General features: G+C 72.6%; 17 protein-coding genes. 5 read left to right on the forward strand and 12 right to left on the reverse strand.

Features of this window, described 5'->3' with window-relative positions; all coding sequences use genetic code 11:
* Positions 1-79: 79 nt before the first annotated feature.
* From ACGF4F_RS21380 to ACGF4F_RS21400, 5 genes are all read right to left on the reverse strand, one after another.
* Positions 80-322: a DUF5522 domain-containing protein gene (locus tag ACGF4F_RS21380; RefSeq protein ID WP_073835349.1), complete on the reverse strand. Its 243-nt coding sequence runs from the start codon at positions 320-322 to the stop codon at positions 80-82.
* A gap of 55 nt (positions 323-377) precedes the next feature.
* Positions 378-1,355 carry an asparaginase gene (locus ACGF4F_RS21385; RefSeq protein ID WP_393079486.1) on the reverse strand — a complete coding sequence of 326 codons (978 nt, stop codon included), beginning with the start codon at positions 1,353-1,355 and terminating at the stop codon, positions 378-380.
* Complete coding sequence (locus tag ACGF4F_RS21390; protein ID WP_393079489.1) at positions 1,352-2,041, reverse strand: class I SAM-dependent DNA methyltransferase; 690 nt, start codon at positions 2,039-2,041, stop codon at positions 1,352-1,354. Before ACGF4F_RS21390 ends, ACGF4F_RS21385 begins: the two co-directional genes overlap by 4 nt.
* Positions 2,042-2,052: 11 nt before the next feature.
* Entirely contained in the window at positions 2,053-3,480 is a 1,428-nt protein-coding gene (locus ACGF4F_RS21395) for an alpha/beta fold hydrolase (protein WP_393079492.1), read from the reverse strand.
* A gap of 126 nt (positions 3,481-3,606) precedes the next feature.
* On the reverse strand, positions 3,607-4,395 hold the full coding sequence (locus ACGF4F_RS21400) for a hypothetical protein (RefSeq protein WP_393079495.1): 789 nt from the start codon (positions 4,393-4,395) through the stop codon (positions 3,607-3,609).
* 183 nt (positions 4,396-4,578) lie between these two features.
* On the opposite strand from ACGF4F_RS21400, the gene ACGF4F_RS21405 reads away from it, so the two are divergent.
* The gene (locus ACGF4F_RS21405) at positions 4,579-4,920 is read left to right on the forward strand and encodes a YciI family protein (protein ID WP_393079498.1); all 342 of its coding nucleotides are present in this window, start codon (positions 4,579-4,581) and stop codon (positions 4,918-4,920) included.
* Positions 4,921-4,985: 65 nt separating this feature from the next.
* On the forward strand, positions 4,986-6,218 hold the full coding sequence (locus tag ACGF4F_RS21410) for an RNA polymerase sigma factor (protein WP_393079834.1): 1,233 nt from the start codon (positions 4,986-4,988) through the stop codon (positions 6,216-6,218).
* On the opposite strand, the gene ACGF4F_RS21415 is transcribed toward ACGF4F_RS21410, so the two are convergent.
* Positions 6,131-7,123, reverse strand: a complete 993-nt coding sequence (locus ACGF4F_RS21415; RefSeq protein ID WP_393079501.1) for a GlxA family transcriptional regulator — start codon at positions 7,121-7,123, stop codon at positions 6,131-6,133. The two genes, ACGF4F_RS21410 and ACGF4F_RS21415, sit on opposite strands and share 88 nt — an antisense overlap.
* Before the next feature lie 83 nt (positions 7,124-7,206).
* On the opposite strand from ACGF4F_RS21415, the gene ACGF4F_RS21420 reads away from it, so the two are divergent.
* Entirely contained in the window at positions 7,207-7,662 is a 456-nt protein-coding gene (locus ACGF4F_RS21420) for a DUF6010 family protein (RefSeq protein ID WP_393079504.1), read from the forward strand.
* Here the strand turns inward: ACGF4F_RS21420 and ACGF4F_RS21425 are convergent.
* From ACGF4F_RS21425 to nrdR, 4 genes are all read right to left on the reverse strand, one after another.
* Positions 7,646-8,581, reverse strand: coding sequence for a DUF2332 domain-containing protein (locus ACGF4F_RS21425; RefSeq protein WP_393079507.1), 936 nt, complete (start codon positions 8,579-8,581; stop codon positions 7,646-7,648). The two genes, ACGF4F_RS21420 and ACGF4F_RS21425, sit on opposite strands and share 17 nt — an antisense overlap.
* Positions 8,578-9,306, reverse strand: coding sequence for a nucleotidyltransferase domain-containing protein (locus tag ACGF4F_RS21430; protein ID WP_393079509.1), 729 nt, complete (start codon positions 9,304-9,306; stop codon positions 8,578-8,580). The genes ACGF4F_RS21425 and ACGF4F_RS21430 overlap by 4 nt, the downstream gene beginning before the upstream one ends.
* 350 nt (positions 9,307-9,656) lie before the next feature.
* Complete coding sequence (locus tag ACGF4F_RS21435) at positions 9,657-12,512, reverse strand: vitamin B12-dependent ribonucleotide reductase (RefSeq protein ID WP_393079512.1); 2,856 nt, start codon at positions 12,510-12,512, stop codon at positions 9,657-9,659.
* Positions 12,513-12,579: 67 nt separating this feature from the next.
* Positions 12,580-13,074, reverse strand: a complete 495-nt coding sequence (nrdR, locus tag ACGF4F_RS21440) for a transcriptional regulator NrdR (protein ID WP_393079514.1) — start codon at positions 13,072-13,074, stop codon at positions 12,580-12,582.
* 562 nt (positions 13,075-13,636) lie between these two features.
* On the opposite strand from nrdR, the gene lexA reads away from it, so the two are divergent.
* A complete protein-coding gene (gene lexA, locus ACGF4F_RS21445) occupies positions 13,637-14,422 on the forward strand; it encodes a transcriptional repressor LexA (RefSeq protein WP_357433411.1) in 786 nt (261 codons plus the stop codon).
* Positions 14,423-14,466: 44 nt separating this feature from the next.
* Here the strand turns inward: lexA and ACGF4F_RS21450 are convergent, their stop codons facing one another.
* Entirely contained in the window at positions 14,467-16,128 is a 1,662-nt protein-coding gene (locus tag ACGF4F_RS21450) for a hypothetical protein (RefSeq protein WP_393079517.1), read from the reverse strand.
* A 50-nt stretch (positions 16,129-16,178) separates the two neighbouring features.
* Complete coding sequence (hflX, locus tag ACGF4F_RS21455) at positions 16,179-17,642, reverse strand: GTPase HflX (RefSeq protein WP_393079520.1); 1,464 nt, start codon at positions 17,640-17,642, stop codon at positions 16,179-16,181.
* A gap of 194 nt (positions 17,643-17,836) precedes the next feature.
* On the opposite strand from hflX, the gene ACGF4F_RS21460 reads away from it, so the two are divergent.
* Complete coding sequence (locus ACGF4F_RS21460; RefSeq protein WP_073832656.1) at positions 17,837-19,309, forward strand: NAD-dependent malic enzyme; 1,473 nt, start codon at positions 17,837-17,839, stop codon at positions 19,307-19,309.
* Positions 19,310-19,402: the final 93 nt, after the last annotated feature.

The raw sequence follows: 19,402 nt of genomic DNA on the forward strand, positions 1-19,402 counted from the left end.
TCCCCCCACCCTCGCCGGCGGGATGCCCACCGGATGTCCGTCGGACACCGTACGGCGTGCCCGCGTGGGAGGGAAGTCCTCAATCGTCCACGTACGGACAGTGCCGGCAGCCACGGCCACAGCAGGTGCCCCGCCGGGCGAGGAACCCGGCGCTGAGCACGAAGAGCCCGCTCTCCGGATCGAGGTAGCCGGCCTCCCCGGCGGCCAGCGCCGCCGCGTGGGCGGCCAGGATCCGTTCCCGATGCGGGTGCTCGGGCGACAGCCGGGACGGGTGCGGCTCGGTCAACGGCCGCGCCGCCAAGGGTCGTCGCTCTCCGCTCACCGGGCGAGTCTACGGAGAGCCGCTCCGCGCCCGTCCCAGGCGGTTCGGCGCGGGATCACCCGTACCGGTGGAAGGCGGCGCGGACCCCGGCGCGGTCGGCGCCGCCGGCCAGCACGAGCCGGAGCAGCACCTTCGCCTTGTACGGGTCGAGCAGCCCGCCGCAGACCAGCCCCCGCCGGAGCAGGTCGGTCTCCGAGCCGACCGCCCCGTACGTGTGCCGCAGCACCGAACCGGCCCCGGTCCGGGAGGTGAGCACCACCGGCATCCGTTCCGCCAACGCGCCGAGCGCCGGGGCGAAGTCCGGCGGCACGTGCCCCACCCCGAAGCCGGCGACCACCAGCCCGTCGAGACTGCGGGCCACCGCGTCGAGCAGCGCCACGTCGTCGTCGAGGGTGACGGTGTGCAGCGCCACCCGGGTGGCGGCGAGCCGGTCGGCGTCCACCGGCGGCAACGGGGCGCGCCGGAGCGGCCGGGTGAGCAGCCGTACCTCTCCCTCGATGACGTGGCCGAGCGGGCCGGCGTTGGGCGAGGCAAAGGTGGCCGTACTGGTGCTGTGGGTCTTGCGGACGTGCCGCGCGGCGTGGATCTCGTCGTTGAACGCGACCAGCACGCCGAGGTCACGCGCGGCCGGCGCGGCAGCGACCCGGGCGGCGGCGAGCAGGTTCGCCGGACCGTCCGGGCCGGCCAGGGTGGGGTTGCGCATCGCGCCGGTGAGCACCAGCGGCGCCGGGTGCGGCCAGACCAGGTCGGCCAGGAAGGCGGTCTCCTCCAGGCTGTCGGTGCCCTGGGTGACCACCGCGCCGGTCGCTCCAGCCGCCACCGCCGCGCCGGCCGCGTCCACCAGGTCCAGGACCTGCCGGTACGTCAGCGCGGCGCTCGGCACCGCCTGCACGTCGTGGACGTCGAGCGGGACGTCGGCGAGCCCCGGCACGGCGGCGGTGAGTTCGGCCCCGGTGAGCCGGTTGACCACCCCCTGGCCGCTGGTCCCGGCCATGGCGATCGTGCCGCCGAGGGTGAACAGCGCGACGGTCATCGGTCCGCCCCGCCGTCACCGACCGGGTCGGATCCGACGAGCGGCGCCGGTCGAGTGGCCAGGAGGAACGCCTGTGGCCCCCGCTCGCGGAGGTGCCCCTCCGCCGCCCTGACCAGCGTGGCCCGCACGGTCAGCCCGACCTCGGCCAACTGGTCGGCGAGCCGGTCCGGCGGCAGCCAGTGCACGTCGTACGAGACGGTGTGGCCGTACGCCTGCTCGAGGCGGATCCGCTGGTCGCCGGCCTTGACCGCGAGCAGCAGGTGCCCGCCCGGCGCGAGCACCCGGTGGAACTCGGCGAACACGACGGGCAGCAGTTCGGGCGGCAGGTGGATGATCGAGTACCAGGCGACGAGCCCGGCCAGCCCGGCGTCCGGCAGCGCCAGGTCGGTCATCGAGCCGACGTCGAAGCGCAGCTCCGGGTACGTCCGGCGGGCCACCTCGACCATGCCGGGCGAGAGGTCGACGCCGGCCACGTCCAGCCCGAGGTCCCGCAGGTGGGCGGTGACCCGGCCGGTCCCGCAGCCCACCTCCAGCACCGGTCGGCCGGGCCCGACCTGCTCGGCGAACGCGGTCAGCATGCCCCGGTCGAGCGGGCCCTCCACCACCTCGGGAAGCAGCCGGGCGTAGTCCACCGCGACCGTGTCGTACGCGGCGCGGGTCTCGGTCAGCCAGGTCGGTTCGGTCACGACCGGAAACCCTAGTCGCCGGCCGGATCCGTCCCGGCCCCGAGCCGGGCCAGGTACGCGACGAACGGCTCCGGCCGCTCGAACAGCGACCGGTGCCCGGCGTCCGGGATGACCAGGTGGTCCTTGCGCGGGGCCTGGAGCCGCGCGTACCACTCGTCGAACAGGCGCAGCCGGCCCGGCACCTCGTTTGCACCGTCCACGAAGTACGCCGGCACCTGGAGCTGCCGCACGTCGCGGCGGAAGTCCAGCTCCTGCAACCGGGGATAGAGCACGTCCCAGCCGTCGAGGAAACCGAAGACGTGGGCGGTCTCCAGCGGGCTCTGCTCCGGCACCCCGAGGCTGCCCACCATGCCGGTCTCGTCCTCGCCGGCGCCGGTTCGGTCGAACGCGAAGGCGCCGGCCTCGTTGGTCAGCAACGGCTCGTACGCCCAGATGTCCGGGTACGGCGGTGGGCCCTGGGCGGCCATCCGGTCGGCGAGTCCGGTCCGGCCGGTACGGCGGGCCCAGGCCAGGGTGTCGGCGTACTGGCTGCGGTCGGCCTCGCGCAGGCTCACCACCTGCCCGACCCCCACGTACGCGGCGAACAGCTCGGGGTGGCGCTGCGCGGCGAGCAGGCCGGGGATGGTGCCGCCCGAGTGCGCGAGCAGGTGGATCCGGTCCCGGCCGAACCGCTCGCGTAGGTGCCGGGTCACCGCGAGCAGGTCGGTCACCTCGTCCTCCAGTGTCCACGCGGCCGGGGACCGGAACGCGGACCAGGATCGGGGGCCGGCGGCACGGTCCCAGGTGACGACCACGAAGCGCTGCTCCAGGGCGGCCAGGTGCCGGCGTACCGAGGCGATCTCCGAGCCGCCGGGCGGGCCGGGCACCACGAGCAGCACCGGCGCCGCCGGGTCCGTACCGCGGATCAGCAGGCCAAGGTGGCGGCCGGCGGAGGTGACCGAGTCGAACCGGGCGATCCCGCCCGGGATCGGTGCGGTCCGCGCCGGCACCGCCGCACCGACGGTGACCAGGGCGAGGACGGCGGCGAGCAGGCCGACGGCGCCCCGGCCGAGCCACCGCACGACCGGCTCGCGCGGCGCGACACCGGCGACCCGGCGGGCGATCCCGGCCCCGTAGGCCGCGCCCACCAGCAGCGGCAGCAGGGTGAGCAGCCCGTGCACCCCACGCCCGGCGAGCAGGGCCACCACACCGAAGCCGCTCAGGTGCGGTCGGTCGACGCTCGGCCCGCGCAGACGGATCCGGACCAGCTCGACGGCGGCCGCGAAGAGCACGGGCGCGGCGAGCATCGCCCACCGCGAGCGGCTCAACCGGCCGGCCGCCAGCCCGACGGCGAGGCTGATCCCGATCGAGACCAGGGCGGTACCGGCGGTGCCGGGGCCGCGCGGGGTCCACCACCCGGCGATCAGGCCCCACGCCGCCGGCGGCAGGAGCGCGAGCACCGAGCGGACTGTCTGGTGGCGGAGCGGCATACCGGACCTCCCGTCGTCGCCCGACCGTCCACACTAGTCACTGCCGGCGCTCCGCGTGGTCCCCCGATCACGGGTGGTGTCCGATCCGCCCCGGAATTAGCTCCAGCGCAAACTGGCGATTTCCTGCTTGAACTGCTTCAGCGTGAAGGTGCCACCCTCGGCTGGCTCCAGCCGCAGGGAGTAGGTCACCGTCCCGACCTCCCACCACATCGTCCATGACCTTCTTGGATCACCGGTGACGGTGCCGTGACGCGAGCCGATCGAGAGGGTCCCGACACGGTCGGGGAGGTCCACTCCCGCAGTGCGCTGCGCGGTCACGAGCAGCACTGAGCCTCCGGCGCCGTTGTAGCCCTGATGCCAGCCCTCGTCGGTCGACATCCAGTGTGACGAGAACGGACGCCACCGCTTGTCCGAGCGCAGGTCCGGCAGATCCCGCTCGAGGTAGATCGGCGGGGTCAGTCCGGTGGCGGCGTCGCGGAGCACCCGGCCACCGAGCGGCTTCGGCAGTGAGACGACGATGGGAACGGCGCCACCGCTGACGGCGCAGTCGACCGCATCAATGACGCGAGCGTTCACCGAGATGATCACCTGGGCGTCCTTCTGCTCAGTGATCGTGGCCTGCGGTTGCCAGAGCTCCTTGCATCGAACGTCGCCCGGGCCGCTGTACACGGTGATGTCGGTGCCATTTCGCGCCACCATCGCCGACACCCAGGGCAGCGTGGCAGGCGCATCCGGCGGCGCCGCCGCGGCTGTCGAGGTTCGGGGTGCCGCCTGGTCGGCCGCAGGTCGGTGGAGAGAACAACCGCTGGTGAGTGCGAGGGTTACGGTGACCGCTACTGCCACAACGGTGACCCGGCGCCGGCCGAGCCCATCATTGATCGCCATAGCCGCCTTCGCCTTGTCGTCGGACGCGCCGGACGGGATGGTACGTGATCATCCGCTGCCCCGGCGGCCCCCGCACCCGCCGCAGAGCACGGGCAAGAAAATTTCCCCGGGGTGTTGTCGAATCGGGCGGGACCCGTCCGTCGGTGAGGCAGCTGAGGGAAACGACCACCTGAGGAGATTCCGATGACCCAGTACGCAGTCCTGATCTACTCGCCCGCGCCGGCCGACCCGATGGAGATCACGCTCGACTACCTGGCACTGCTCGATCGGTACCCGGCCCAGGTCGAGGAGCTGGGCGGCAGGATCGTCACGGGGTTCGCGCTGCAGTCCAGCACCACCGCCACGGCGGTCCGCGGTGACCTCGTCACCGACGGCCCGTTCATCGAGGCCAAGGAGGTCGTCGCCGGGTTCTTCGTCCTGGAGGCGCCCGACCTGGACGTCGCCCTGAAGATCGCCAAGCTGAACCCGGCAACCATCGACGGCGGCGTCGAGGTCCGGCCGCTGTTCGTCCCGCCGGCCGAGTGACCGACGCCGGCACGACCGCGGCCGAACGTGCCGTGGCGGACGCGCACCGTCGCGAGTGGGCCTTCGTGCTCGCCGCGACGGCGCGCGTCGCCGGTGACCTCGACGTCGCCGAGGAGTGCGTGCAGGACGCGTACCTGGCCGCGCTGGACGCCTGGGCGCGGGACGGCGTACCCCACAAGCCGGGCGCCTGGCTGACCGCGACCGCGAAGCGCAGGGCCCTCGACGTGCTGCGGCGGCAGAAGGTGTTCCGGTCCAAGCTGCCGCTGCTGGTGGAGCCGGCGGAGGCCGAGGTGGCGGACGAGCCCGGCGAGGACGCGGTGCCCGACGACCGGCTACGGCTGGTCTTCACCTGTTGCCACCCGGCGCTCGCCCGGGAGGCCCAGGTCGCGCTGACCCTGCGCCTGGTCTGCGGGGTGAGCACCGGCGACATCGCCCGGGCGTTCCTCGTCTCCGAGTCGACCATGGCCGCCCGGGTCACCCGGGCCAAGAAGAAGATCGCCGCCGCCCGGATCCCCTACCGGGTGCCGGAGGCCGCCGAGCTGCCCGAGCGGCTGGACGCGGCGCTGACCGTCATCCACCTGCTCTACACGGCCGGGCACACCGCCCCCTCCGGCACCGAGCTGGTCCGGGCCGACCTGGTGGACCGGGCGCTGCACCTGACCCGCATGCTGCTGGCCCTCATGCCCGACGAGCCGGAGGTACGCGGGCTGCTCGCGCTGCTGCTGCTCACCGACGCCCGGCGGGCCACCCGTACCGACGCCGAGGGGCGGCTGCTGGTGCTGGCGGAGCAGGACCGGTCCGCCTGGGACCGGGCCGCCATCGAGGAGGGCAACCGCCTGGTCCTCGGCGCGTTCCGGACCGGCCACGTCGGCCGGTACGCGCTCCAGGCGGCCATCGCCTCACTGCACGCCGTCGCGCCCAGCTACGCCGCAACCGACTGGCCCCAGGTGGTACGCCTCTACGACGAGCTGCTGAAGCGCTGGCCGTCGCCGGTCGTGGCGCTCAACCGGGCCGTGGCGGTGTCGATGGCCGACGGCCCCGCGGCCGCCCTGGTCGAGGTCGACGCGCTGGCGCGGGACGCCCGGCTGGCCGGCTACCACTACCTGCCGGCGATCCGTGCCGACCTGCTCCGCCGCCTCGACCGCCATCAGGAGGCGGCGGAGGCGTACCGGACGGCCCTGGCCCTGGTCGACAACGACACCGAACACGCCTACCTCGCCACCCGCCTCGCCTCCCTCACTCCCGACGAGGGCGAGGAGCGGCCGGCGCGCGGCGCGGGCGGGAAGGCGGCGCGGTAGGCGCGGGGTGGGACGCCGACGAACTGGCGGAAGCACTCGCGGAAGGCGGTCGGGGAGGCGAAGCCGACGAGCGTGCCGACCCGTTCCACCGGCTGGTCGGTGCGTTCCAGCAGCTGCTGGGCACGGCGGATCCGCTGCCGGTTGAGCCACTGCACGGGTGTGGTGCCGGTCTGGTCTCGGAAGTGCCGGCTGAGGCTGCGCGTACTCATCGCGGCGTGCGCGGCGATGTCGGCCAGGGTGAGCGGGCGGTGCAGGTTGTCGGTCAGCCACACCAGCAGCGGTTGCAGGCTGAGCCCGGCCGGCGCGGGCGGCTCGTACGCGATGAACTGGGCCTGACCACCGGCGCGCTCCAGCGGCATGACGCAGCTGCGCGCGGTGTCCGCGGCCACCGCCGCGCCGTGGTCGCTGCGTACGACGTGCAGGCACAGGTCGAGCCCGGCCGCCGCGCCGGCCGACGTCAGCACCGGCCCGTCCGTGACGAACAGCACGTCGGGGTCGACGGTGACGGTGGGGTGGCGGCGGGCCAACTCGGCCGCGGCGGCCCAGTACGTGGTGGCCCGCCGGCCGTCCAGCCGCCCCGCGGCGACCAGCACGAAGGCGCCGGTGCAGATCGACACCAGCCGGGCCGGGATGGCGGCGAGCGCGTCGAGGACCGCCGCGGGCAGCGCCGCGTCGAGGTCGGCCACCCCCGGTACGACGACCGTGTCGGCCTCGGCCAGCGCGGACAGATCGTGCGGCGCCCGGAGGCTGACCGCTCCGGCCCGCACCTCGTCCGTGCCGGCGCAGACCCGCACCCCGTAGGCCGGGCTACCGTCCGCCCGGCGCGCCCGGCCGAACACCTCGACCGGCACGGACAGGTCGAACGGGACGACGCCGTCGTAGGCGAGGACCACCACCTGATGCATGCGTCCATCCTGGCGGGAATCCGTCGACGGTTGGCACGCCGGCCCCTGCCGGGCGCCCCGGCCGAGCCCCAGAATCGGCCACCATGACCATCCTCGCGCCAGTGCTCATCGGCCTCCTGTACGTATGCCTCAACGCGTTCATCCGCGAACCGCACCGCCGCACCGTCAACGCGATCATGGTGGGTGGGGCCGGGGCGGCGTACCTCAGCGGCGGCGGCCTCGGGGTCTGGGAGTTCCCCTTCGTCGCGCTGATGACGTACGTGGCCTGGCGGGGCCTGCAGTCGTGGACCTGGATCGGCATCGGCTGGCTGCTGCACACCGCCTGGGACGTCGTCCACCATCTGAAGGGGGCGCCGATCATCCCGTTCCTGCCCGGCTCCTCGCACGGCTGCGCCATCTGCGACCCGGTCATCGCCGTCTGGGCCCTCACCGGCGGCTGGTCGGTGGCGGACCTGGTGCGACGGCTGCTGCCGTCTTCGTCGCCGGGCGACGCGACGGCCGCCGGCCCGGGCGTCGGAGGCGCTACCCGAACCAGGTGATCGCCTGGCCGTGCCCGCGGGTCCAGGCAAGCGGCCTGCCATCCAGCGCGAGCACGTTGTGATGCACCTCGGTCGGCGGCGCCGGCAGCGCGTCGTAGCGCAGCACGTCCGGCGCCTCGTTCGCGATCCAGTGGCCGGGCAGCGCGCGCACCACCTCCGCGAACGCGGCCCGGCGGGACTCCGGCACCAGGTACAGCACCGAGGTGTGGAACACCACCAGGGTGGCGCCGGCCGGTGCCTGCGCGGCCAGGGCCGGCAGGTCGTCCACCAGGTCGCCCCGGACGAGCAGCGGCGGGTCGGCCGCGGCGACCGCCGCCGCAGCCCGCAACCGGGTACGACGGTGGGTGTGCTCGGGCCAGATGAGCGCGTCCAGCCATGCCACGTCCGCCGGGTCCGTCACGTCGAGCGGGTTCAGATCCAGGCCGGCCCGCCACACCACCTCCGGCCGGCGGGTCGGCGGCGCCATCCCGGTGGCCACGCAGTCGAGGACCGGCTCGCCCCCGCCGAGCAGGTGCTCGCCGTAGCGGTAGGCGTAGCGATCCGGGTAGAGGCACAGGCCGGCGGACGCGCCGACCTCCAGCAACGCGAGCGGCTGCGGCAGCGCGGCGAGCACCGGCAGCAGTACGGCGCACCGTCCGGCCTCGTTCGTCTGGGTCGACCGGGCACGCAGCTCCGCCTCGATCGCCGGCCAGTTCGCCAACGTGTAGGCGTGGAACGCGGCCGGATCCTCGACCGGCCCGCCGAGGAGGCGGACCACGGCGAACAGCAGGTTCGGCTGCCGCTTGGCGGGTGGGAGCGCCTCCAGCAGGGCGAGCAACTCACCGTCCTGGGACACCGCCAGGGCCAGCCGCTCGTACGCGGGTGACAAACCGTGCGCCTCGCGGGCGCCGAACCTCGCGTAGGTGGCCGCGGTGGTCATTGCCCCTCCCTTCGTGCCCGGGCGACGGTCCGCCGGGCGTCCCGCCAGGCGATCAGGGCGGTGCGGAGCCGGGGCGAGGAGACGCTCTCCCCGCGACGCCGGGCGGCGAGCTGGTCGATCAGCCAGGCCGGGGCGGCGGCCTGCTGGACGGCTCCGGACTTGGTGAGCAGTTCGCCGGCGCCGAGCGCGTGGCGCCCCCGGGCCATCGAGGTGAGACCGAGGTCGGCGATGACGGGATCCCACCACAGCCACGGACGCCGGGCGGCCCAGGCCCAGTAGCCGGTGAGCTCGGCACGGGCCGCCGCGCGCACGTCGTCGGCGCTCATCGGCGGGAAGACGTCGCGGGGCACGGGGCCGAAGATCGGGTACCCGTGTCGCACCAGCTCGGCCCGGGTGATCCCGGAGAGGATGCGCTGGACAAGCTGCCCGTGGGTCCAGGTCGGATGCCGCACCCCGACGTCGAGCGCCAACGCGGTGTCGACGTAGACGCAGCCGAGGTGCAGCCCTGAGCCGGTGCCGGCGTCGAGGCGCCGGTGCAGATCGGCGAGCGTGGCCTGCCGGGCCGCGTCGACCGGGCCGTCGACCAGGGCGACCAGGTCGAGGTCGCTGACCCGGGGTAGGTAGTCGCCGGTCGCCAGCGATCCGGCGACCAGGAGCCCGCCGACCCAGCCGAGTGCCGCGAGTTCCCGGCCGAACTCCTCGACGACGGGCGGTGACGTCACCATGACGGCAGTCTATGGAGCTTCCGCGCCGCAACCTGCCCTGTGTCGGTGTGAGCGTCGCCATCATCCAGCACCCTCGCTCGGCTGGCGGGACCTACGCCGCCGCGAGATCTCCGCCAGGTGCTGGCTCTGGTGCTGGCGGACCATCGCATCCCAGACTTCCTGGTCGAAGTCGGGGTGACGCCGGGAGCAGCTGGAGCCGCAGCTGAATCGTTTGCGACGTCAGGTCCATAGCGTGCGAACCACCATCGGTCAGGCTGCCCGGCACGCGTGGGGCCGTGGCGCCCGACGCCCAACCAGAAACGCCGCGAGCGCGGCAGGCAGCCCTGCCGCGCTCGCGAGACGGTGAAACGTCAGCTGCAGCCGCTGGTGGAGCCGCAGCCCTCGCAGACGTAGCAGCTACCGGCCGGCCGCATCTTCGTACCGCAGGTGAAGCAGAGCGGCGCGTCGGCGGCCTTGCCGATCACGGCCTCCAGCAGCTCGGTGCTGGAGCCCACCGACGGCGCCGGCTTGACGGCGGCGACCTCCGCGACCTCCTGCTTCGGCTGGACGACCGCCTTCGGCTCCGGCGCCTCGACCGGGGCGGAGGCGGCCATCGCGGTGAGGTCCGCACCGTTCGCCTCCGCCTCCGCCTCGGCCTGGAGCTGGGCGGCCCGCTCCTTGGCGGTGAAGATGCCCAGCTCCGCGCGGCGCTCGTACGGCAGGAAGTCCAGGGCCAGGCGACGGAAGATGTAGTCCATCACCGAGGCCGCCATCCGCACGTCCGGGTCGTCGGTCATGCCGGCCGGCTCGAAGCGCATGTTGGTGAACTTGCTGACGTACGTCTCCAGCGGGACGCCGTACTGGAGACCGATGGAGATGGCCACCGAGAAGGCGTCCATCACGCCGGCCAGGGTCGAGCCCTGCTTCGACATCTTGAGGAAGACCTCGCCGAGGCCGTCATCGGGGTACGACGAGGCGGTGAGGTAGCCCTCGGCGCCGCCGACCGAGAAGGAGATGGTCTCCGACGGGCGCTTCTTCGGCAGCCGCTTGCGCACCGGCCGGTACTCGACGACCTTCTCCACCACCTTTTCGACCTGGGCCGGGGCCTCGGTCGACGCGGCGGCCTTGTTCGGCTTGGCGGCCGACAGCGGCTGGCCCACCTTGCAGTTGTCCCGGTAGATCGCCAGCGCCTTGAGGCCGAGCTTCCAGCCCTCGAAGTAGATCTTCTCGACGTCCTCGACGGTCGCCTGCTCCGGCATGTTGACCGTCTTGGAGATGGCCCCGGAGATGAACGGCTGGACGGCCGCCATCATCCGCACGTGGCCCATCGGCGCGATGGACCGCTCGCCCATGGCGCAGTCGAAGACCGGGTAGTGCTCCGGCTTGAGGCCGGGGGCGTCGACCACGTGGCCGTGGTCGGCGATGTGCTCGACGATCGCCTCGACCTGCTCCTCGGGGTAGCCGAGGCTGCGCAGGGCGCGCGGCACGGTCTGGTTGACGATCTGCATCGAGCCGCCGCCGACCAGCTTCTTGAACTTGACCAGGGCCAGGTCCGGCTCGACACCGGTGGTGTCGCAGTCCATCATCAGACCGATGGTGCCGGTCGGGGCGAGCACGCTGGCCTGCGAGTTCCGCCAGCCGTTCTTGTCACCGACCTTGTTGCCCAGGGTCCACTGCTTCGTGGCCTCCCGCTGGATGGCGGTGGCGACCGTGCCGGCCGGCTTGATCGCGTCGTTGGCGGCGGCGTGCTTGCGCATGACCCGCTTGTGCGCCTCGGCGTTGCGGGCGTAGCCGTCGTACGCGCCGACGATGCCGGCCAGCTCGGCCGAGCGGCGGTACGCCGTGCCGGTCATCAGCGAGGTGATCGCCGCGGCGACCTCCCGGCCCTGCGCCGAGTCGTACGGCAGGCCGGAGGCCATCAGCAGCGCGCCCAGGTTGGCGTATCCGATGCCGAGCTGCCGGTAGGCGCGGGTGGTCTCGCCGATCTTCTCGGTCGGGAAGTCGGCGAAGCAGATCGAGATGTCCATCGCGGTGATAACCAGCTCGACCGACTTGACGAACTTCGCCACCTCGAAGCTGCCGTCGGCGCGCATGAACTTCATCAGGTTCAGCGAGGCCAGGTTGCACGAGGAGTTGTCCAGGTGCAGGTATTCCGAGCACGGATTCGACGCGGTGATCCGCCCGGTCTCCGGGCAGGTGTGCCAGTCGTTGATGGTGTCGTCGTACTGCAGGCCGGGGTCGGCGCACTCCCAGGCGGCCTGTGAGATGGTCCGGAACAGCTTCTTGGCGTCGATCGTCTCGATGGTCTGCCCGTCGAGCCGGCCGCGCAGGTCGAAGCCGCCGCCGTTCTCCACCGCGGTCATGAACTCGTCGGAGACCCGGACCGAGTTGTTGGCGTTCTGGTACTGCACGCTGACGATGTCGGCGCCGCCCAGGTCCATGTCGAAGCCGGCGTCCCGCAGCGCGCGGATCTTGTCCTCCTCGCGCGCCTTGGTGACCACGAACTCCTCGATGTCCGGGTGGTCCACGTCGAGGATGACCATCTTGGCCGCGCGCCGGGTGGCGCCGCCGGACTTTATGGTCCCCGCGGACGCGTCCGCGCCGCGCATGAAGCTAACCGGGCCGGAGGCGGTGCCGCCGGAGGAGAGCAGTTCCCTGGAGGAGCGGATCCGGGACAGGTTCACGCCGGAGCCGGAGCCGCCCTTGAAGATCAGCCCCTCCTCCTTGTACCAGTCGAGGATGGAGTCCATCGAGTCGTCGACGGCCAGGATGAAGCACGCGCTGACCTGCTGCGGCGACGGCGTGCCCACGTTGAACCAGACCGGCGAGTTGAAGCTGAACACCTGGTGCAGCAGCATCCAGGTCAGTTCGTGCGCGAAGACCTCCGCGTCGGCCGGAGTGGCGAAGTAGCCGTACTCCTCACCGGCGGTGCGGTAGGTGCCGACCACCCGGTCGATCAGCTGCTTGAGCGACCACTCGCGCTCCGGGGTCCCCACCGCGCCCCGGAAGTACTTGGTGGTCACGATGTTGGCCGCGTTGACGGACCAGGACTCCGGGTACTCCACCCCGCGCTGCTCGAAGTTGATCGAGCCATCCCGCCAGTTCGTCATCACGACGTCGCGGCGCTCCCAGGTGACCTCGTCGTAGGGATGCACCCCCTCGGTCGTCCAGACGCGCTCGATCTTCAGCCCTGTCCCGGCCTTGTTCCGTGACTTGCTGGTCGTCACGCCGCCCCCCTCGTCTGCGCGCGGTCACCCACCGCGCGTTCCAAATCTGTCAGTAATCCGAAAGACTTCAGCTGGTCAGGCCGGCGGCCTCGACCGGCTCGTCGCCGGCCCGGGCCCGCGCGGCCGCGCGCAGCGTCTCGATCTCGCGCTCGAAGTCGGCGAGCGAGTCGAACGACCGGTAGACGCTGGCGAACCGCAGGTAGGCCACCTCGTCCAGGTCGCGCAGCGGCCCCAGGATGGCCAGCCCCACCTCGTGGCTGGGGAGCTCGGCGGCCCCCTTGGCCCGCACGGTCTCCTCGACCTTCTGCGCCAGCAGCGCGATGGAGTCGTCGTCGACCGGCCGGCCCTGGCACGCCTTGCGCACCCCGCCGATGATCTTGGTGCGGCTGAACGGCTCGGTCACCCCACTGCGCTTGACCACCGCGAGCACCGCCTCCTCGACGGTGGTGAACCGCTTGCCGCACTCCGGGCAGGACCGCCGCCGCCGGATGAGCTGGCCGTCGTCGGCCTCCCGCGAGTCGACCACCCGAGAGTCGGCGTGCCGGCAGTACGGACACCGCATCGCCTGACCTCCTTCATCGACCGCGGGCACCCCGACCGGCTCCGGGCACGCGTCACCGCGACGAAGCCATGTCGGATGGCTGACGCCGGGTTGACGGTACGGGAGTGCGTTCGGTAGTTGAACCCAACCTGTAGGCGACTTACGCCCGTGTGACTACTACATCTAGGGGTCGACCGTATGCCGTCGCCCTAGCGAGGTCAAGTTGGCGCGCGTGTCGCGCGCGTCATCAGAATCACTCACCCGCCCCACCCTTCCCAGGTCGCCGAAAGCCCAACGGCCGACACCTCGGAGGGTTACCGCCCGGCCCTGAACCGTCGCGTTCATTGGAACACGCGTTCGACAGCGACGTACCATTTACCAGAACAGGCGTTCGGAAATCCAGGATTTCGCCACGACACGCCGACAACAGGTCGTACAGATGTTTGAAAATGGCTGATCTCACCTATACGGTCAACAACGACCGGACACGGCGTGTCGCGTCGAGCCGGTCGCCAGCACCAGCACCACCCGAGTACGCACCACGAGCCGCCAAGGCACCCAGCGCCGACCAGGGAGGACGGACGTGACCGAGGACCGGGCCAGCCGGCAGAAGAACCCGCAGCCGATCGACGGGGCGGGTCCGCCGGCGACCCGTCGACCCCGCACCGCGCGCACCCGGGCCGCCCAGCCCGCCGTGCGTCCGGTCACGCCGGTGGTCAGCACCTTCCCCGACCCGACCACGGTCGACCTGACCGCCCGGCAGCGCCGGATCCTGGAGTTCATCCGCACCTGGGTGGAGCGCCACGGCTACCCGCCGAGCGTGCGCGAGATCGGCGAGGCGGTCGGCCTGGTCTCGCCGTCCAGCGTCGCCTACCAGCTCAAGGAGCTGGAGAAGAAGGGCTTCCTGCGCCGCGACCCGAACCGGCCGCGCGCGGTGGACGTCCGCGCCCCCGGTGACGTGCTCGACGACGAGACCGCCCGCGCGCAGCGGCCCGCCCCGGCGTACGTGCCGATGCTGGGCCGGATCGCCGCCGGTGGCCCGATCCTCGCCGAGCAGGCGGTGGAGGACATCTTCCCCCTCCCCCGCGAGCTGGTGGGCGAGGGCGAGGTCTTCATGCTCCAGGTCAAGGGCGACTCGATGCTCGACGCCGCGATCTGCGACGGCGACTGGGTGGTCGTCCGGCAGCAGCCGAACGCCGAGGCCGGCGACATCGTGGCGGCCATGCTCGACGGCGAGGCGACGGTGAAGACCTACCGGCGCCGCGACGGGCACGTCTGGCTGATGCCGCAGAACCCGGCCTTCGACCCGATCCCGGGCGACGACGCCACCATCATGGGTCGCGTGGTCGCCGTGCTGCGCCGGATCTGACCTCCGAACGGGTGACCGCCACCGCGGCGGTCACCCGTGCCACATCAGTAGCGGTCGCCCCGATACTCCCGGCCGCCGCCGGACACCGGCCCGTACTGGCCCCGCTCGTCGTAGCCGCCGTGGCCCCGGCCGTTGCGCGGGTCCCGGTAGTCCGGCTCGCCTCGGGGCGGCTCGGCACGGCCGCCGCCATACCCGCCCCCGCCCTGGGGTCCGCCGCCGTGGCCGCCGCGTCCCTGCGGCGGGCGGCCGTACCCGCCACCGCCCTGCTGCGGGCCGCCACCGTAGGCGCTGCCACCCTGCGGGCGGCCACCGCCCCGCTGGCCCCCGCCGTAGACGCCGCCACCACGACCGCCGCCGCCCTCCTGGGGCCGGCCACCGCCGTACACGCCGCCGCCCGCCGGTCGGCCCGGAGCGCCGTTCCCCGGACCGCCGCCGTAGACACCACCGCCACCGCCGTGGCCGCCACCGCCGCCGTAGACCCCGCCGCTGGCGCCCCCGCCGTAGACCCCGCCGCCGCGCGGCGCGCTGTCCGGCCGGTTGCCGGGCGGGAAGGACTCGTCGCCGCGTTCTTCGGCCGGCTCCTCGGCCTTCGCGGGCTTACGGCGGGCGCGCAGGATGCCGACGATGCCGGCGCCGACCATCAGCGCGCCGATCACGCCGACCGCGGCGATCAGGTAGGTGATCTGGTCAAGCGTCAGCCCGTCGAGCCAGGACTTCTCGGCGGTCGCCTTGGTCACCTCCTTGCCAGGGTTCGGCAGCGCCTCCACGCCCTTAATCGACGGGGTGTAGCTGAGGATGTCGACCGGATCGGAGGCGTCGAGGAGGCCGGCGTCGGAGACGGTGACGAAGAGCTTGCCGTCCGGGGTGTAGGAGATGGCCTCGCCGAACGGGTCGGCGAGCGGGGTGACCCGGGGCTTGCCGGTGGTGATCGCCTTGACGATGTCGCCGCCGGCCACGTCGAACTCGAAGGCGTCCGCGTAGGTGCGCAGGACGACCTTGGTGCCGTCGGCCGAGCGGGCGGCACCGGTGACCAGCAACCGGCCCGCGCGGCCATACTTGTTCTCAGTGTTAGTCGTGGGCAGGGTCACCTCGCCGACCTTCTTCATCGGCACCGGGTCGGTGTCGCCGCTCTTGAGCTTCGCCTCCGGCGTGAAGATCTCCGACTTGCCCGAGGTGTCCTTGGTAATGATCAACGGCAGGTTGTCGTCACCGATCAGCAGCGCCTCGGCGTCGTGCGGCTCGTTACCCGGGTAGGACAGGCGGTGCAGGACCGGCCTCTTGGACCCGTCGAGCGGCATGGTCCAGACGGCGACCCGCTCCCGGCGGGTCTTGCTGGTGACGTTGTCGCCGGTGTCGGCGATCCAGAGGGTCTTGCCGTCCGGCCCGAGCGCGAGGTCCTCGGTGTCGAACGGCCCGTCGCCCGAGTAGCGGACCGGCTCCTTCGCGATCTTGCACTTGGCGTCGAGGTAGAAGACCTTCTTGAGGCTGTCCTGCTCGCTGCCGTCGTTGATCACCACGTAGCCGCTGGTGGTGGCGACGAGGCCGGACAGCTCACGCAGCCGCTTGTCCTCGATCGTGCACTTCTTCTTGGGAGCCGCGGCCAGCGCGGAGGCCGTGACGGGAGCCGCCAGGGCGACCCCGGTCGGCGCCACGACCGCGCCGACCAGGCCGAGCGCGATCGTGACCGAGGAGACAGCATGCCGCATGGCGCCAAGTGTCGCACGCCTCGGGTTACGGGCGGGTGACGCCGGACGGCTCACCGGCCGACGCCGACCCGCTCTCCGCTGGCGAGCCGCTCCCCCGCCCGGTACGGCGCCAGTTCGGCGGCGAGCGCCTCGTTGACCCGTACGTGCAGCAGCGTGCCCTCGGGCAGGTGGGAGGTGCTCAGCACCTCGCCCTGCCGGTGCAGCCGGGCCACCAGGTCACCCCGGTCGTACGGGAGCACCGCGCGGACCTCGACCGCCGGGCGCGGCAGCCGCTGCTCGATCGTCTCGCGCAGCCCCTCGATCCCGCCCCCGGTGTGCGCGGAGACGAGGACCGCCTCGGGCCAGATCCGCTTGAGCCGCAGCAGGGTCTCCTCGTCGGCCGCGTCGGTCTTGTTGACCACCAGCAGCTCGGGCAGCCGGTCGGCGCCCACCTCGGCGAGCACCTCGCGGACCGCCCGCACCTGCTCCTCCGGGTTCGGGTGGGTGCCGTCGACCACGTGCACCACCAGGTCGGCGTCGGCGACCTCCTCCAGCGTCGAGCGGAACGCCTCGACGATCTGGTGCGGCAGGTGCCGGACGAACCCGACGGTGTCGGAGAGGGTGTAGAGCCGGCCGTCGGAGGTGGTGGCCCGGCGGGTGGTCGGGTCCAGGGTGGCGAACAGTGCGTTCTCCACCAGCACGCCCGCGCCCGTGAGCCGGTTGAGCAGGCTGGACTTGCCGGCGTTGGTGTAGCCGGCGATGGCCACGGCGGGCACCGCGTTGCGCGTCCGGCGGGCGCGCTTGGTCTGGCGTACCGTGGTCATGCTCTTGATCTCGCGGCGCAGCCGGGCGATCCGGTGCCGGATCCGGCGCCGGTCGGTCTCGAGCTTGGTCTCACCGGGGCCGCGCAGGCCCACGCCACCGCCGGCGCCGCCACCGCGGCCGCTACCACCGGTCTGCCGGGAGAGCGTCTCACCCCAACCGCGCAGTCGCGGCAGCAGGTATTCGAGCTGGGCCAGCTCGACCTGGGCCTTACCTTCGCGGCTCTTGGCGTGCTGGGCGAAGATGTCGAGGATCAGCGCCGTCCGGTCGACCACCTTGACCTTGGTGCGCTGCTCCAGGTTGCGCAGCTGCGACGGGGACAGCTCACCGTCGCAGATCACCGTGTCGGCGCCGGTGGAGAGCACCACCGCGCCCAGGTCGTCGACCTTGCCCCGACCGACGTACGTGGCCGGGTCGGGCCGGTTGCGGCGCTGGATCAGCCCCTCGAGGACCTGCGAGCCGGCCGTCTCGGCCAGCGCCGCCAGCTCGGTGAGGCTGTTCTCCGCGTCCTCCTGGGTCCCCTCGGTCCAGACGCCCACCAGGACGACCCGCTCCAGCCGCAGCTGGCGGTATTCGACCTCGGTGATGTCGGTGAGCTCGGTGGAGAGGCCGGGGACCCGCCGCAGCGCCTGCCGCTCCGACAGCTCGTACTCGCCGGTGGTGGCGTCGAGCTCGTCGTCCTCGAAGGGTACGTAGGTCTCCTGGTCTCGCAAACTGCGTCTCCTGTCCGTTCTGTCCGCTGCCGAGGGATTTTCGGCGCGTACGAGCAATCCTGACATGTGGCAACGCCGGATGCACCTGCTATATGCCCGTGGCCGTACCCACCAGTAGCGGGGCCGGCTGCCGGGCAAACTCGACGAGCGAGTAGAAATGCCTGGCGAACCGCAGTGATGACGGAGGAGTTTTCGTGGCCATCAGCCGACTGCCGAGTGCCGGATTCTCGATAACGATCCGGATCGCGGTACCCGCCGACGCCTCCTCCATCGGCCGATTGACCACCGCGGCGGGCGAGGCCGGCGCCATCGTCACCGCGCTCGACGTGGTCGACTCCGACCCGGCGCACGTGATCGTCGACCTCACCTGCGACACCGCCGACGCCAACCACGCCGACCAGGTGGTCGAGGCGCTGACCGCACTGGAGGGGGTGGATGTCCGCAAGGTCTCCGACCGGACGTTCCTGCTGCACCTCGGCGGCAAGATCGAGGTCAGCTCGAAGGTGGCGCTGCGCACCCGCGACGAGCTGTCCCGCGCGTACACCCCGGGGGTGGCCCGGGTCTGCCAGGCGATCGCCGAGAACCCGGCCGACGCCCGCCGGCTCACCATCAAGCGCAACACGGTCGCCGTGGTCAGCGACGGCTCGGCCGTGCTCGGCCTGGGCAACCTCGGGCCGGCCGCCTCGCTGCCGGTGATGGAGGGCAAGGCGGCGCTGTTCAAGCGCTTCGGCGGGGTGGACGCCTGGCCGGTGGTCCTGGACACCCAGGACACCGACGAGATCGTGGCGATCGTCAAGGCGATCGCGCCCGCGTACGGCGGGATCAACCTGGAGGACATCGCCGCGCCGCGCTGCTTCGAGATCGAGGCCCGGCTGCGCGAGGCGCTGGACATCCCGGTCTTCCACGACGACCAGCACGGCACCGCGATCTGCGTGCTCGCCGCGCTGACCAACGCGCTGCGCGTCGTGGGCAAGCAGCTCGCGGACGTCCGGGTGGTCGTCTCCGGCGCCGGCGCGGCCGGCACGGCGATCATGAAGCTGCTGCTCCGGCAGGGGGTGGGCGACATCATCGCGTACGACCGCCAGGGCGCCCTGCACCGCGGGCTGGCCGACCTCAACCCGGCCTGGCAGTGGCTGGCCGAGCACACCAACAAGGACAACTACGCGGGCGACCTGCGCGGGGCGGTCGAGGGCGCGGACGTGTTCATCGGGGTGAGCGCGCCGAACCTGCTCACCGGCGACGACATCGCCACCATGGCCAAGGACGCCATCGTCTTCGCGCTGGCCAACCCGGACCCGGAGGTGGACCCGCGGGAGGCGCGCAAGTACGCCGCGGTGGTCGCCACCGGTCGCTCCGACCAGCCGAACCAGATCAACAACGTGCTCGCCTTCCCGGGCGTCTTCCGCGGCATGCTGGACGCGCACGCGGAGGAGTTCACCGAGGAGATGGCGATCGCGGCGGCCCGGGCCATCGCGGACGTGGTCGGCGAGGACAAGATCAACCCGACGGTGATCGTGCCGAGCGTCTTCGACGCCCGCGTCGCCCCGGCCGTGGCGGCAGCCGTCCGCGCCGCCGCGCAGAACCCGGGCGCCACGCCGCCCCCGGCCGCCGACCCGGGTCCCGCCGACCTCCCCGAGATCGCCGCCGAGGCCAGCGCCATCCCCTGACCGACCCGCCCTCTTGGGTGCGTTGGTTGCCGCTACGCGACAACCAACGCACCCAAGACGCGCCACCGGCCGCCGATCATGACCTTGGCCGCA

The organism is Micromonospora sp. NPDC047740, assembly GCF_043204735.1.
In the GTDB taxonomy this organism is placed as follows: domain Bacteria; phylum Actinomycetota; class Actinomycetes; order Mycobacteriales; family Micromonosporaceae; genus Micromonospora.